This window comes from Methylomonas sp. MK1, assembly GCF_000365425.1.
Lineage (GTDB): Bacteria > Pseudomonadota > Gammaproteobacteria > Methylococcales > Methylomonadaceae > Methylomonas.
In genome coordinates this window covers 1-15,737 of record NZ_AQOV01000003.1, presented here as the reverse complement: position 1 = coordinate 15,737, position 15,737 = coordinate 1, and the positions used below count along the sequence as shown (strand labels likewise).

13 protein-coding genes are annotated in these 15,737 nt (G+C 49.2%); 5 read left to right on the top strand and 8 right to left on the bottom strand.

From position 1 onward, the window contains the following. Positions 1-29: 29 nt before the first annotated feature. The 5 genes from G006_RS0123965 to G006_RS0123940 all read right to left on the bottom strand — a co-directional run bounded on the left by G006_RS0123965 (position 30) and on the right by G006_RS0123940 (position 5,827). Positions 30-377: a Y-family DNA polymerase gene (locus G006_RS0123965; protein ID WP_081608005.1), complete on the bottom strand. Its 348-nt coding sequence runs from the start codon at positions 375-377 to the stop codon at positions 30-32. A 254-nt stretch (positions 378-631) separates the two neighbouring features. Then, positions 632-2,431, bottom strand: coding sequence for a hypothetical protein (locus G006_RS0123955; RefSeq protein ID WP_020485760.1), 1,800 nt, complete (start codon positions 2,429-2,431; stop codon positions 632-634). Between the two features lie 385 nt (positions 2,432-2,816). Beyond that, positions 2,817-2,999, bottom strand: coding sequence for a hypothetical protein (locus G006_RS26435; RefSeq protein WP_020485759.1), 183 nt, complete (start codon positions 2,997-2,999; stop codon positions 2,817-2,819). Positions 3,000-3,146: 147 nt separating this feature from the next. After that, positions 3,147-3,764: a recombinase family protein gene (locus tag G006_RS0123945; protein WP_020485758.1), complete on the bottom strand. Its 618-nt coding sequence runs from the start codon at positions 3,762-3,764 to the stop codon at positions 3,147-3,149. 1,097 nt (positions 3,765-4,861) lie between these two features. Beyond that, entirely contained in the window at positions 4,862-5,827 is a 966-nt protein-coding gene (locus tag G006_RS0123940) for a DNA-binding protein (protein ID WP_020485757.1), read from the bottom strand. Between the two features lie 206 nt (positions 5,828-6,033). Here G006_RS0123940 and G006_RS0123935 point away from each other — a divergent pair, with 206 nt between their 5' ends. Next, on the top strand, positions 6,034-7,404 hold the full coding sequence (locus G006_RS0123935) for an SEC-C metal-binding domain-containing protein (RefSeq protein ID WP_020485756.1): 1,371 nt from the start codon (positions 6,034-6,036) through the stop codon (positions 7,402-7,404). A 116-nt stretch (positions 7,405-7,520) separates the two neighbouring features. On the opposite strand, the gene G006_RS0123930 is transcribed toward G006_RS0123935, so the two are convergent. Continuing rightward, positions 7,521-7,832, bottom strand: coding sequence for an integration host factor subunit beta (locus G006_RS0123930; protein ID WP_020485755.1), 312 nt, complete (start codon positions 7,830-7,832; stop codon positions 7,521-7,523). A gap of 97 nt (positions 7,833-7,929) precedes the next feature. Then, the gene (locus G006_RS0123925) at positions 7,930-8,205 is read right to left on the bottom strand and encodes an HU family DNA-binding protein (protein WP_020485754.1); all 276 of its coding nucleotides are present in this window, start codon (positions 8,203-8,205) and stop codon (positions 7,930-7,932) included. A gap of 228 nt (positions 8,206-8,433) precedes the next feature. On the opposite strand from G006_RS0123925, the gene G006_RS28975 reads away from it, so the two are divergent. Next, positions 8,434-9,810: a hypothetical protein gene (locus G006_RS28975; protein WP_200860498.1), complete on the top strand. Its 1,377-nt coding sequence runs from the start codon at positions 8,434-8,436 to the stop codon at positions 9,808-9,810. A 252-nt stretch (positions 9,811-10,062) separates the two neighbouring features. Here G006_RS28975 and G006_RS0123910 read toward each other — a convergent pair. Next, positions 10,063-11,246, bottom strand: a protein-coding gene (locus tag G006_RS0123910) for an IS3 family transposase (protein ID WP_235048809.1) whose coding sequence is annotated in 2 segments (ribosomal slippage) — positions 10,063-10,982 and positions 10,982-11,246 — 1,185 coding nt in all. Because the reading frame shifts where the segments join, the coding sequence is not laid out codon by codon here. Between the two features lie 1,041 nt (positions 11,247-12,287). On the opposite strand from G006_RS0123910, the gene G006_RS0123900 reads away from it, so the two are divergent. The 3 genes from G006_RS0123900 to G006_RS26425 form a co-directional block, all read left to right on the top strand. Then, complete coding sequence (locus G006_RS0123900) at positions 12,288-13,571, top strand: TolC family protein (RefSeq protein WP_152429036.1); 1,284 nt, start codon at positions 12,288-12,290, stop codon at positions 13,569-13,571. Continuing rightward, positions 13,564-15,000, top strand: a complete 1,437-nt coding sequence (locus tag G006_RS0123895; protein ID WP_020485751.1) for an efflux RND transporter periplasmic adaptor subunit — start codon at positions 13,564-13,566, stop codon at positions 14,998-15,000. The genes G006_RS0123900 and G006_RS0123895 overlap by 8 nt, the downstream gene beginning before the upstream one ends. After that, a partial coding sequence (locus G006_RS26425) for an efflux RND transporter permease subunit (protein ID WP_020485750.1) occupies positions 14,993-15,737 on the top strand: 745 nt, incomplete at its 3' end. The genes G006_RS0123895 and G006_RS26425, both read left to right, overlap by 8 nt.

Below are 15,737 nucleotides of genomic sequence, written 5' to 3'. Positions count from 1 at the left end.
AACACTATCAATTCTGATGGCTTACTGTATCAAAAAATCAGCTGTTGCGGGCCAATCCCCCAGACCTCGTTGACCGGTACGATACGCATTAGCTTTTCCCTGCGCAACTGGTCCGATACATCCAATACGCCGTGAGTTTTGGGCCATTTCTTGGCGGCGAAGTTAGCCAGTTTGGCCAAGGTCTTGGTCGGCCCCATGCCGACACAGACTGGAATGCCGGTCGCGCGGAACACCGCTTGCTTGATGCGCTGTCCGTAAGCAATCGGGTCGGATTGACACGGATAGACGCCGGTCAAATCAAGAAACGCTTCGTCAATTGAATAGATTTCCATGCAGGGGGTAAAGGTCCCCAGGGTCGCCATGACCCTGGTTGACATGTCCGCATTTATGTGAAATTAAAAAGCAAGCTATTTTTGAAAACAAACAGTTATCATTTTGACGAACGTCAAAAATTGGTTAAAATTTTAATAAAACCGACTTTTCAACAGAATCGGCCATTATGCCGCCAGACGAATCAAAAGCGCCAATGGCAAATGTCCAGCCAAAAGCAGCTGTAGGGGGGTGAATTTACGAGTCGCGCCAATCGCTAAAGTGCGGTGCATGCTGTTAACCGCCTACGGGCTAGAGACATTCACAAAGGGCTACGGGCAACTATTTTGTCACCTTCAACTTTGAGAAGGAATTTTGTTGCGCCGTGTTTATCCTGTACCAACGATTCTACAGAACGGATATTCGCGTCAATTTCACTTCTAGTATATGTAATTTCTTCTATCAATTTGTCTTGCCACTTTAATAAATCCAGTTTTCGTTCATTAAGCGTTTGCGCAGTATTGGTAATTGCTGAAAGGCTGCGGATTTTTTTATCCATTTCAGCAATGGTCTGCTTCACCAATTCGCCATCAACATTTAGCACTGCAAGTGATTCATCAATATTCTGTTTACGGCTTTTTGCAATTTCTTCAGTTCTAGGAAATGCAAGCAAAAGCTGCCAACCACATGCGCGTGCTCGAATGCAAAGGAACAGTTGCTGATATAGGTTGAAAAGTTCATTCTGATGCTTCTTTATCAACGCCTTCATCCCTTCCGTACCAAATATATGACCATCTTTTAGATTTTCGATTTCATGATTTTGATTTTTAATATCCTTCAACAAATGATTTCTAATAGAAAGCAACTCACCTTCATATTTTTCAATTTGGTGTTCATAAGAATCTCTTAACTCACCAGCCAAAATTGAAGGGGCTATTTGTTTGAAATAATCGACCGCTCCTGTTATATCTGTTTCTCGTTTATCTTTCTGATGCTTATGAATATCATCAACTGTTTTTTTAATTTCAGTCAATTTTTGGCTTATATCTGCCAAATGTTTTTGAGCGACAATTACAGATGCAACCTGAAATAATGCGCCCGCATTAACAATTTTCTCGAGGTTCTCTGGAGAGAGTAGTTTCGCCTGCTCTGTAATACGACCGTTAGAACCTATAACATAGCCTCTTAATTCATCGGTGCTATTTTTTACTGGTGTCAAAGAGTCCAGCCGAATATTCACCTCTACATATTGCGTCGTAGCAATATGCATCTTGGTGACCATGCTGGGAACTGCTTGCAATAGTGGATTAAAACTGCTAATTCCTGTGCCGTCAGATTCTGAAACAGGTTGCCAATTTACGGGAGAGTGTTTTGAAATTTTAGCCAAGGCAAATGTCAGAACAGGTTTATCAGCATCTTCCCCGATAATAAGCGGTGAATCACGATTTACGACTAATTGACTATTGGTTGACGCACTGACATTAGCGATTTGTAACGTTTTCTTCCTGTGGTTTTCGATGTAGTTGAGCACTTTCCACCGAAGATATGCAATGTGTAAAACACAGGGAATAGTCACTTCAAATGCCGGGTCAGCAACACCTTTAGCAATTAAGCCTACGCCAACTGGTACAGCGATTGTTCTAATAGCAGTTGCAAAAATTGTTGCAGTTCCTACACCAGTTGTAACTATGCCGCCCGTAGTTGCGTATGTATCCCTAGCCTTCTTTACAGCGGCTTGTTGATTAACCGGACTAAGAGCTTCCCAACCATAAGGAAGGCAAATTCTTAATAAATTTGATTCATTATCAAGAATTCTTCCTTTAGTTGATGGAATGCCTATCTTCTGACAAACATCAAATAAAACCTCATCATAATCAGGCCCCACCCCTCCGCGAGCTATATTGCTTACCGAATTTCCGCCATAAAGTCGAATTTCGCTCGCGATTAATTTGGTATATTTTGTGTGATCTGGACTATGCCTTTTGTAGATATCATCAGTTACAAGATAATTCGAAAGCTTATCGGTTATATAGCTAACCAGAGGAGCCAAATCCTCGTTACTGCAACTTGCTAGTAAGCTATATAAGTCGCCTGATTTGATTTTTGAAAACACGTCATTCATTGAATTTTTCTTATCCCATTTAAACCAGAAGTCGATAGCCTGCTTTGATTAGCGATAGCGTATCCGGAGGAATTGTTGGCTTCGAAATGTGCTGTTACGCAAGCTAATCTACATTTTGAAGGGCAGCTTATTTGCCTTTTCCTGTCACCGCAAATTAAATCTTATCTGACAGCTCAGGGTCGATCGCGACATTTCGCCACTTTCAAAAGCTATCATTCACTACTGACGTAATCGTCTCGGAATCGGTGGCTGGATTGGGGTGGAATATGCAGGGCGCCCCAGAATTCGGAAAAAATCGTCCGCCAAGGGGATGAGGTGTCCGGTTGTGCGAATAGACGTTGAGCCGGAATCGGCAAGAAATGCACGAACCCAGCTAACTCTGACGCTATTTCTCCGTTCGTACAGACACCAAGTCGATGTGTGCTCCAATCTGACACCCTCTGATTGGCGTTAGACACAGTTCGTCGAATTTGCGCATGGTACGCTTATCCATGACGCCAGCCTCATGCAAGCCTTCGGCGGTTTCATGTACGGAGACCATCAAACGGCTACGGTATTCTTTTTTCATTGCAGATCACCTCTATCAATATCTGGTTTGTCAATGCGCAGTCCAGTGCCGCTTCGTCATACTTCTGCATTGCCAGTCGCCAATTTCCGCAAAGCAACCCTTGCCTTGCAGGGGCATGAAAGCAGACCACTTGAACAGGATTATAATTTAGTGACTGCCCTTATGCTCTGCCCATATGCGCTTGACCTGGCTTTGGCTACATCCAGCCAGCTCAGCGGTCCGTTTGATAGTATGTCCTGCTCCACGCAGCGCAACGATACGCTGATGTGTCGTGGTATCAGGGATGCGACCCGCATACTTACCGGCGATCTTGGCAAGCTGAACACCTTGGCGCTGTCGCTCTCGGCGAGTCTCATAGTCATCACGTGTCATTTGCAGGGCAAGTTTAAGTAATAATTCCTGCACCGACTCCAAAACGATCTTGGCCACACCGTCGGCCTCAGCCGCAAAATCGGATAAATCGACTAGGCCCGGCACAGCCAGTCTTGCTCCCTTGGCCCGGATTGATCCAACCAGTTGCTCGGCTTCGGCCAAGGGAAGCCGACTGATGCGGTCAATTTTCTCAGCTACGACGACTTCGCCTGATTGTAGGTCTGCAATCATTCGTAGTAGCTCGGGCCGATCAGCACGGGCACCCGAAGCCTTTTCACGGTAGATGCCGGCGATGTAATACCCTTCTGCCCGAGCACTGTGGACGATTTCGGTTTGACGGGTAAGGTCTTGTTCTTCGGTACTGACGCGAAGGTAGATACGAGCAACTTTCATGGTTGGATGGCCAAAATGGGTATACTTAATTTAGCCCAGTATAAATCATATGGCCAATAATTAGAACCGCAATGTAATTTGGCCATCACCTACTTGGCTATCTATTTTGGCTACTACCGCTGTCAGAAGACGACTGCAAGAATATCAGAAGCCAACTTCATTACTTAAGATACCTTTTAATATAGGTGGGTTGGCTAGAAATCTTTCGGGGAGAGAGTGCGAACATAGGGTTCGACCTTAAAACAAAAATAACTAAAAAATAAGCCGGCATGTCGCAACTGACAGAATTACTTATTGTTGATTAATCTGCTGACATCAACTTTGACCATCCGCTGACTGCAGCTTTGAAAAGTGACACTACTTTAGTACATATTTTTTAAGCCCTGTCCGAAACCGGTCGATTTCGGGCATCAATGTCAGAAGACGACTGCACGAATATCAGAAGTTGACTGCACGACTTTAGATACCATTAATATTGGCGGTGTCATTTTCAGAAGCCGGCTTCACACACTAAGAAAACCTTTCATGGTTCATCGGACAACGCCAAAAAACTATTCAGCGCCCCAAACCATATTCTTATGAAGAGAAGTGCTGAGCAAAATGACGCACTGTGCAGATGTCTATTGACATTTTTTTGCTCAATAGTTGACTTCACTTAGTGGTTCTAGCCCAATAAGATGGTGCAGTCATCTTCTGACATTGACACCGGTCGATTTTGGACACCAATATCAGAAGACGACTGCACGCCTTTAGATACCATTAATATAGGCGGTGTCATTTTCAGAGTCCGGCTTCACACATCAAGCCCCCAGACACGACCACGCCAATCCCGGATTCATTGCCCTGACCTTCTAAGGGCCAACAATGACAGACATGCACCATGCGGCTCCTTTATGCCCAACAAGTAATCACGGGCAGTATAGGTGTGCGCCCAATAATAAGAGCGAAAGCCATACGGTTTAACAACCGAGCCTTTAAAACCAATGAAAGTCCGACAACGATAACTGCTTATCCATCGATGCATAACCACTTTGGCCTGTTGCAATTGATTCACGTTCATCATCACTGAGTTCTCCGTTTTTTAGCCGCAAAATGCCTTATACCTTTTTCGGTTTTTCGGCTTTTTCGGCTTTTTCGGCTTTTTCGGCTTTTTCCGGTTGTTGGTTTCCAATGGCCTGCATCAACTGAGCGGCCTGGGATTTCATGGCTTCCAATTGGCCTGTTAGCTTGGCAAGCTCTTCTCGGGCTTTACCCGCCTCCCCTTTGGCGCCATCTCTTTCCGCTTCAAGCTTTATAAGCTTATCGGCGGCTCGCTGTAGCTCAGTGGCCGCCCTTTTTCTCTCTTCCTTATGGGACTCTTCAGCGGCTTCCGCCTTAGTCTGTACTTTAGTCAGTTCCGTTTTCACTTTATCCCGTTCTACCGCCAATTCTTGCGCCGCCCGCTTTTGATCCGCCAAGGCTTGCCGGAATTGCGCTTGTTCGGCAACATGCTGCTCGCCCGCTACCTTCGCGTTTTTTTCGACCGCCTCTAGCCGTTCGCGTAAGGTAGCCAGTTCAACCGCTTTAGCTTGATCAGCCGCTAACACGTCGGCCAGACGTTTTTCCAACTCCCCTACCCTGGACCGTTCTTCCGCCAGCATTGCCTCTAACTCATCGACAGCTTGCGAAGCATCGGCAAGTTCGCGCTCCGCTTGGGCCTGCTGTTCGCCCGCAGCCCGCAAGACATCCGCCACGCGGCGCTCTTGGGTCTTGACGGCTTTGTCGTTTAACTCCACGGTCAACGTATTGATTTTGTCCACCAAGGCCTTGGTCATTGCCGCCAAAGTTTCAGCCACCTCTACAGGCAACTCTGACACCGGCTCTGCATTGGTCACAGACTGACTGACATTGTGCTTATCCCAAACTTCTTTCAGTCTTTTGGGGTCACCGCCGCCAGTAATTTTGCGCAATGCAAAGCCCGTTACATTCCGATTGGCCCTCACCAAAGTCTCGCCGGCTTCAATAATGCGTTCATCTGTTATGTCGACGGGACGACCCACAACGGAATCAAACTCTTCTTTCATGACGGCCTCCCTAAAATTGACTGTGTAGATAGTCTAGCACAAAACAACAAACAAAGAAACTAAGTAATAAAGAAAGTAATAAATAAACTAAGTAACAACGAAAGAAAGATAGATAGAAAGTGATTGGAAAGAAAGTAATCAGTGTCGGGTTATGCAGCAAAAATTTCTATGCAATAATTCTGGCGTGTGTTTAAAGTCACCCTGATATGAAAAAACTGGGCCGAAACGATCCCTGTCCCTGTGGCAGCGGTAAAAAATATAAGCAGTGCTGCTTGCAGGCCGCAGACGCCCAGATAGCGAACGATCGTTCTGAAGCCGTCCCGAAAGCCATACAGTGGCTGTTCACGAAGTATGAGCAGCCGGCCCATGCCGCGCTCGATGAAGGTTTTTTTGGTGGGCTCGACGACGATGAATATGCCGGGATTCAGGACCTGCCCGACGACTCGTATACCGGCATTATGATCAATGCCATGGAATGGCTGCTGGCCGATGGTGTAGTGACAATCAAAGACCAGGACTGTCGTGTTGCGGCATTGTTACTCGGAAAGGGTGGTCCGCTATTGTCTGCTGACCAGCGGCAATGGCTTGAGACTCTAACGGCCCTACCCCTCAGACTTTACGAAATTGTGGAGGTGGTGCCCGGCAAATGCATGACCTTACGGGATGTGATGCTGCCCGAACGTCCGCCCGTCCTCGTCCAGGAAAAATCGGGCTCACAACAAGCCAACCGGTACGACCTGATCGCGGCACGCATCGTGCCGATTGACGCTCATTTTGAACTGTCCGGCGCCGTGTATGGCTTCCCCCGCCAGCGAAGCTGGGATTTGTTGGAAGAACTCACAGACGAATTAGAGGGCGTCGAGCCGGATTCTCCTCTCGCCAAAGAAATCACCAGTGCCATCATTCCATATCACTGGCTCCAGTTATTTGTCAGGGCCTTTGAAATGCCGCCAGTGGTTGATCGTGTAACGGGTGAATCGCTCCTGTTCGTGACCGATCATTACCGGGTTCTGCACTGGGACGCACTGGGCCAGGCGTTGTCCGGTGAAGCGGATATCGAAGGTAATCGTGATGCGGGTTGGAGCCGCCTTTTTGTAGGCGAAGATGGGCTGACACGGCGAAGTCTCAGTATTAATCCCGGCAAACGCCCGGATCGGATCAAAGTGTCCTATCATACTCAACAGTATGCGGACGAAGGCAGACCGTGGTTCGAAGCGGTATCAGGCGCTGCTGTGGCCTTTATCAGCCGGGAACTAGCCGCCCCCAAAGGCATACTGGCTAATATGCAGCCTAATGACACCCAGGAAAGATCGGAACCGATACCCCTGCCACCCGAGATAATAACCGAGCTCATAGAGAAGAGAATTAGGCAGCTTTACGCTGACTGGGCTGACAAGCCATTACCGATATTGAACGATCAAACGCCGCGCGAGGCCATCAGAACGCCGGAAGGACTGGAGCACGTTAAATTCTTGCTGCATACCTACGAACATGGCGAAGCTCAGCAAGCCAGAGATCAACACCGCCCTCCGGTTTCCTATGAATTTCTTTGGCAGTCAATAGGGATAACGCCGTAGTGAATTTTCCATCGCTGCGAGACCCAAGACCGGGCTTCGAGCAGCTGGAATAGACAGGACGCCGCCGCAGGCAAACGTTATACCGATGGAGGGCTGATCAGGTACCCAGGACGGGGTTACAGGTCTTTAATGGTGGGGAACGCCTGTTTCGAAGCGTTTACCCGGTGTCGCAAATCAAGGCCCGGTTTAAAGTGAACAGCGTGTCGATTAGGTAGACTGACAGATTCCCCGGTTTTTGGATTCCTGCCGATACGGGCTTGGCGGGGAATCGTTGAAAAACCACCAAATCCGCGAATTTCAATTCGTTCGCCAGTGGCGACAGCGCTGATCAAAGCCTCAATGATCGTGTTGACAGCGAGCTCTACGTCTTCTTGCAGCAGGGTTGCTTGCTTGGCGGCCAGCGCCCCGATCAGTTCCGATTTTATCATCTGAAATGCGAATGTTCGACAGTGAGTTAACCGCCGAATCATAGCGCAGTTTCAAGAGGACTTCGAGTCATTCAAAGCCCTTTTTCCTAAAGAGAATTTAACCGTTAACGGCGTCTTTTAAGGTCTTTCCGGCTTTAAAGCCTGGTAGTTTTGCCGCAGCAATGGTCAGTTCAGCGCCGGTTTGCGGGTTGCGGCCCTGACGCTCGGCACGTTCCTTGACTTCGAAAGTGCCAAACCCCACTAACGATACCGAATCGCCGTTTTTCAAGGCGTTTTGAATGGCACTGAGGATGCCATCCAGACCGCGTCCAGCGTCGGCTTTGTTGAGATTCGCATGGCTGGCAATAGCGTCAATGAGTTCGGATTTATGCATGGTTTCCTCAAAAGATGGGATGTAAAAAAACTAGCCGGCGAAAACGGCGGCGTCTAAGATCAAATCAGCCATAAGCGATCATTACACTATGGAATTGTGGCGCTGATCATCGCAGTTTCAACACCTTCCTTCAAGCAAGCATCACACCGTACAGCGGATTTAGTGATCACTCCAACTCCGGGTATGATTTATCATCCCAACGCCCCCTGCCTAACCCAGTGATGTCCCATGAGCAACGTCTATCCCCTACTCCCACGGCTTACCGTCAATAGTCAGTTTATCGATGACTTTATCTCCGCCGAAGCACCCTGCTGTGCGTTGGGCCTCGTTGAAGAACGGAAACAAACCTTCGGCGTTTTAGCACTTCGGCTCGAAATGGTTATTCCTGAGGAGTACACCCGCACTGGTTTTAGTTTCGGGCATTCGTTGTACGGTAATGCCGACTTCATCGTGGTTCACTTTGGCTTCCACTTCTACCATTACGCCACATTCAACCTACTGGTAAACCCGAACAACCCGGTCGTGCAGACTGTCTTAAATAAAATGCTCGAAACCGGTAATTACTTTATTTTCGCGGTCGATCCCAAAGGGAGTGTCACCGCTTTCCGGTCGGAACTGGGGGAGGATGATTTAATCGAGTTGAAAAACAACCTGCCGCGCATTCAAAACGCCAAGACCACCGATGCCCAATACAGGAAAACGGTAGCCCTGTTCGAGCGCAATCCAAACCCGTCAGGGCAAATGCTCCACTGGGTTTGCCGCGATAACACCGATTATCTTGACCTCTCCCAGCATCGGCTAGAACTGAATCCTGTCGCCCAACCCGACACACCCAAGTACTCACCACCCGAAGACCTCTTTGAAAGTAGCCTCATTCCCTGCGATCACTGCGGGGAGTGGGCGGCGCAATTGATCTTTGCCGACGATAGTGCCGATGAAAACGTACTTGAAGTTTGCGCTCAAACCATGGTCCACCAATATAGTGAAATCAATGTGCCGACTTGGGTCATCGGCGAACCACTGGGAACACCAGGCTTCGATACCAAAACCAGAGTATTGAAAGTATGGCCGAACCGTGAGCCCATTCAGCTAAAGACGGCCAATGAATTTGATGAGGAACTGGATGAATTAATGGCACGTCACTGTCAACCGGGTGATGACACTACACAGGACCCGGCACCGGCAGATCAACAAATTCAGTGGCACCCTATTAGTATGTTGCCTACCTTCACCTTTATGGTGGACGGCATGCTGGAGGAATCCATGATTCAGTTGGACAACCTACGTCAGGCAATAGCCAAGCCTTATGTATTGGACGATGCCACCCTGAATAGGGTCTTTGAGCTCTATGACAAGCAATTGGACGACCAAAGGTATTTCCTGGAACAGTTTTCCCGATGGCAGCAGGATCGACTAAGCGCTGCACAAACCAAGGAAGTTAATCGTCTGATTAAACAATCGGCAACCTTGAAGGAAGTCAACGAAGAAATTCTACAGATCGCGAACAGCATCAAACATGAAACGATTGATCAAATCCTGGCAATGGATGAAGTGGAACTGGCTATAGCCGTGTTATCGGGCAAAATAAAACCGCCGATGCTGTAAGGTGTTCCGAGACTATTACGCCAGTAGTGAATGGCGGCTTTTGGAAGTGGCGAATTTACAGTTTCGACCCCTATGTATAGTGCGCAACTATGTATAGCCGTAAATTACCATCGGTGGCAAAGCCTGGTTTCACTGGCATTTCAAACAACCCTCGGCCCAGAAGCTTTACATAGTTTTACCGAATTTCTGAGGTGAAAATATATTCGCTTCCGAAAATTCAACGACCTCTATCAACCGCCGCATATGTAGTGGTCAACTTTTTTCGGACACCAAAATAGGTTGTTGATCTGCCATTTTCATTTCATAGCCGTTGGGCGGCAGGTAGCCCAATGACGAATGCAAGCGCCGACTGTTGTAGAAATTGACGATATAGTCGGTCACGTCTCGGATGGCCTCGGTATGGTTGGCATACTGGCGGTGCCAGACGCGCTCCATTTTAAGATTCAGAAAGAATCGCTCCATTACGGCATTGTCCCAGCAGTTGCCCTTACGACTCATGCTGCCCTGAAAACCATGATGGGCCAGTAACGCCCGATATTCGTGACTGGCGTACTGACTACCCCGGTCGGAATGGACGATCAGGCCCGGCGGCGGTCGGCGCTGGGCGATGGCGATTTGCAAGGCGGTGCAGACCAGTTCTGTCGGCATGTTGGGTGCCATGGCCCAACCGACGATTTTGCGCGAATAAAGATCCAACACCACCGCCAGATACAGCCAACCGCTCAGGGTCCGTATGTAAGTAATGTCCGAGACCCAAGCTCGGTTGGCCTCGGCTTGCTCAAACTGGCGATCCAACACGTTCTCGTACACCGGCAGGTTGTGGTTGCTATCGGTGGTATGCACAAACTTGGGTTTCCAGATCGGCTTGATCTGGAGTTCCTTCATCAGGCTGCGCACCCGATGACGGCCAATCTCGATTCCCTGTTCCGCCAGTTCCTTGCGCAGACGACGACTGCCATAGCATTGACCGGTGGCTTCGAACAGACTGCGCAGTCGAACCCGCGTGCCGCAAAGCGCTTGAGGCTGCCGTGCTCGTCTCTGGGCCGCATACCATCCCGACCGACTGACGCCCAGTAACTGACAACCCTGCTGCACCGTGACGACCTTCTCTGCCGTTAACTGGTGAATCACTTGGTGTTTCATCGCAGTTCCTTGGCAAAGAAGGCCGAAACCTTTTTTAGCAATTCGTTATCCGAACGCAGTTGCCGATTTTCTAATTCCAGCTGCCGAATCCGCTGCTGGTCAGGGGTTAACGGCTTACCTATGCCCGGTTGACCGGATTGCTCGGCCTGCACCTGCTTCAGCCAGCGACGTACCGCAGTCTCGCCCAGCTTCAGCTCCTGACAAACCTGAGGAACCGTGAGTCCCTGTTCATGGATCATTTGTACTACTTGCAGCTTGAACGCCGCATCAAAACTTCGCCTTTCTCGTTTCATTCGTTTCACCTTGAAGGTTGATAGTTTATCAACCTATTCGGGTGTCCGTTTTTATTAGACCACTACAATATGCAGACAATAGTTTGAGTGCAAATTCGCTCCCGTTTTTATGATTTCATGCTTCATTTACATTAATGACACCGTGAATTTCATCGTTTAAAGCTATCGTCCAACAGGGAAAGAATTTACGCAGTCCGCCAAGCATTAAAACTATGCGTAGCGCTCCACTGGCAACCGCTGATGGCTCGCGGGGTACACGTCGAAATAAATCCCATCTATTCATAGTTGGGCACTATACATAGGGGTCGCTATGGATAGCTATCCATAGCGACCCTCAGCCGCCAGTCGTGATCCTACAACGTAGGTGTCTGGTTTTAATTACTAAACGGACAGTTAATTTATCTCAAAGCGAAATCTTACTGGCTGTACTGCTGCTATTTGGCTCTTGACATTTCAACAATGGCAACCACATGACGTAATAGGCCAAAAAGTAATACCTGAAAGTTAGCAACAAATCAGACGGGTGATCTCAACACCTACAAAGTTTCACATACAAAATCATTCGTGAGTTAAAATTGGGGATATGATGAAGCAGCGCCTAACCACAATCCTACTGGTACTCATGGCTATCATGCCTGTTGCGGTGGCGTTTGCTCATTATTCTGAGCTTGCAAGTCAGTTGTCTGCTTCACAAATTGTTGCTGCTGTCGAGATGAATGACGGAGGTAATCCTATTTCACCCCATTCCGAGCATTGCCAGCCTGCTAAGGCACACCTAGCAAGTTGCAGTTTTCATGTTTGCGTCGATTGCGCAATCACATCATCCTATAGGTTTATTTCCACCCATAGCGCTAATTTTTATAGCTCTGGGGCAGTACCCACCTCAAACTCATTGCTTGTTCCCCCCGATATAAAGCCGCCGATTATTACCCTATAAGCCGTGTAACGGCGGTGTTTTACTGTGCCGCCATTAGGATGATCAACAGTGGCTAGAGTCCGCGCGTTGTTTGTCATTGCTATAACGAGCTTATGAGGACGATCATGAGATCTTTTCGTTTAAGGCGTCTGCTAATGGCGACGCTGTTTTTCGTCTGTAGCGTTGCCGACGCTACGGAACAGTCGCTATTAACCCTTGAGGCGGCCACTCAAAAAGTCGCTCAGGATAATCCCGACCTGGCGCAAATGCTGGCTCGCGCCAAGGCGATGGCCGCGATTCCTTCGCAAGAGGGCAGCCTGCCCGATCCGCAAATCAGTTTCAATGCCATGAGCTTGCCGACCAATAGTTTCAGCACCCGGCCGGAAGACATGACGCAAATCGGTTTCGGCCTTTCCCAAGCCATTCCTTTTCCCGGCAAACTGGCGCTACGCGAACAGGCGGCGCTGTATGAAGCTGAAGCGGCAACGCTCAGCGCTGATGAATTACGGCTACGTTTGCTGAGCGATGTGAAAACGCTTTGGTGGCAGGTTTTTTATCTGGACCGGACAATGGAGATTGTCGATAACAATCACACCTTATTGCATCAGTTCGTCGATATTGCCAGAAGCAAATATGAAGTCGGCGAAGGGTTGCAACAGGATGTATTGCTGGCCCAGCTCGAATTATCCAAATTGCTCGATCAAAAAATCAATCTGAGCGGTATGCGGCGTAGCACTGCGGCCAAGCTCAACGCATTGCTGGATCAACCCGCCAACAATCCCGTGCAATTACCCGCCACACTTTCAATACAGATGCCGGAAATCAGGCAGGAAGACCGGCTGTATCAACAAGCGGAAACGTCGAGACCACTGCTGGAAAGCGACCGCCAAGGCATAAACGCGGCGCAATCCAAACTGGAACTGGCTCAAAAAGAGGTATTGCCCGATTTCAATGTCGAAGCGGCGTATGGTGCTCGCAATAACATGCCAGACGGTACCCGGCGTTCCGATTTGCTCAGTTTAGGCGTCAGCATGAATGTGCCGATTTTTGCCGGCAGCAAACAGAACAAGATGATAGACCAGCGCAATAGCGAATTGATGCAACAACGCTATGCGCTACAAGATCGCTGGAATACGGTTCGTTCTGAAATTACCCAGAGCCATAGCGATTACCAGCGGGCCAAACAGCAATTCGTGTTGTTCGATACCGGCATCATTCCGCAGGCTAGGCAAACCGTCGCCTCCATGTTGGCCGGTTATCAGGTCAACAAAGTCGATTTTTTGAATCTGGTGCGTAGCCAGATCACCTTGTTCGAATACGAAACTCAATACTGGAAAGCCTTCACGGAAGCCCAACAAGCACTGGCGCAACTCTGCGCGAATGTGGGCGGGGACGACATTTATGAATAAGCAACTGTTATTAACCGCCACGGTGACGTTGGGGATAGGCCTGGCTGGCGGCTATTGGATGGCTCAGCAACCTAAACAGGAATCGGCGATTCAACCGGCAGAAGGCAAGAAGCCTTTATTTTACAGAAATACCATGAATCCATCGGCAACGTCCCCGGTGCCAACCAAGGATGCCATGGGCATGGACTATGAGCCGGTTTATGCCGACGCTAATGCGCCCAAGCAACCCAAAATTCTGTTTTACCGCAATCCGATGAATCCCTCGGTCACGTCACCGATTCCGGCCAAAGACAACATGGGCATGGATTATCTACCCGTGTATGCCGACGGCGAGGCGAAAACTGACGAGTCCGCCGGTGCGGTTCGAATTGATGCGGCGACAGTACAAAACATCGGCGTGCGGACCGCGCTAGCCAAACAAACCTTGCTTTCGCATGTGGTCCGAGCCGTTGGCCGGGTAGCCTATGATGAAGAGCATATTGTACGCCTGCACCCCAAAACCGAAGGCTGGATCGAAACCTTGCGTGCCGACAAGACCGGACAAAGGGTCAGGAAGAATGAAGAGCTATTGAGCATTTACTCCCCACAACTGGTGGCCAGTCAGCAGGAATACGTGCTGGCACTGAATAATCTGAAAGTGCTGGAAAAAAGCCCTATCGAAGACATCCGCCGAGGTGCGGAAGAGTTGGTTAAAAGCTCCCGCGAACGCTTAAATCTGCTGGATGTGCCGGCGCATCAACTACATGAGCTGACGGATAGCCAAGCTATCAAAAAGAGCCTGCATATTCACACCCCGGCGGATGGCATTGTCATCAACATCGGTGCTCGCGAAGGCCAATATGTTACCCCGGAAACCGAGCTGTACATGATCGCCGATCTATCCACGGTCTGGGTATATGCCGAAATTTACGAGTACGAACTGCCTTGGGTTAAGGAAGGCGACCCGGTTGAAATGCGCTTGGCCGGGGTTCCGGGCCGCATCTTCAAAGGCCGCCTGGCGTTTATCTACCCTTATGCCGAAGCCAAGACCCGGACCATCAAAGTACGTCTGGTCTTCGATAATGCCGACTTACTGTTAAAACCCGATATGTTCGCCGAAGTCACGATCCATGCCGGCAAACAACTGGATGCTGTGGTGATTCCTTCCGAAGCGGTGATCCGTTCCGGCGCGCAAACCCAGGTTTTGGTGGTGCGCGGTCCCGGTAAATTCGAGCCGCGTCAAGTGACGACGGGTTTGTCGTCCAATAACGACATTGCCATTATTGACGGCTTAGCCGCTGGGGAAGAAGTCGTCACTTCGGCGCAATTTCTGATCGACTCCGAATCCAAGCTGAATGAAGCTACCGCTAAAATGACGGAACCTTCGGTACCGCAACAACCGGCAACCAAGTCGTTGCCAGTTGAGCAGGGAGCGCATAACCATGACTGATTTCATCATCAATAGCGTGTTGAAAGACCGCTTCATGGTATTGCTGGGAGCGATTATCCTGGCCATCGGCGGCGTTTGGTCGTTCAAGAACATGCCCCTGGATGCCATACCGGACTTGTCCGATGTGCAGGTGATCATCTTCACCGACTATGCCGACCAATCGCCGCAGGTAGTCGAAAACCAAGTGACTTATCCATTGACCACCGCCATGCTGGCCGTGCCGCATGCCAAGGTGGTACGTGGTTATTCCTTCTTCGGTCTGTCCTTCGTCTATGTGATTTTCGAAGACGGCACGGATATGTATTGGGCCAGGTCGCGGGTGCTGGAATACCTCAACTATGTAAAAAATCGTTTGCCGCAAGGTGTCACACCGGCATTGGGTCCGGATGCCACCGGTGTCGGCTGGATTTACGAATATGCCTTGGTGGACAAGACCGGCAAGCATGATTTGGCGCAATTGCGCTCGATTCAGGACTGGTATCTACGCTATCCACTACAGACTGTTCCCGGCGTTTCCGAAGTCGCCTCGGTCGGCGGCTACGTCAAGCAATATCAAGTGGAAGTCGATCCCAACGCGTTGCAAGCCTATGAGATTTCGTTATCCACGGTGATGATGGCCATCAAACGCTCTAATAACGATGTCGGTGGCCGCTTGCTGGAAGTTGGCGAAACCGAATACATGGTTAGAGGCTTGGGTTACATCAAATCCATCGCCGATCTGAATACCATACCGGTTG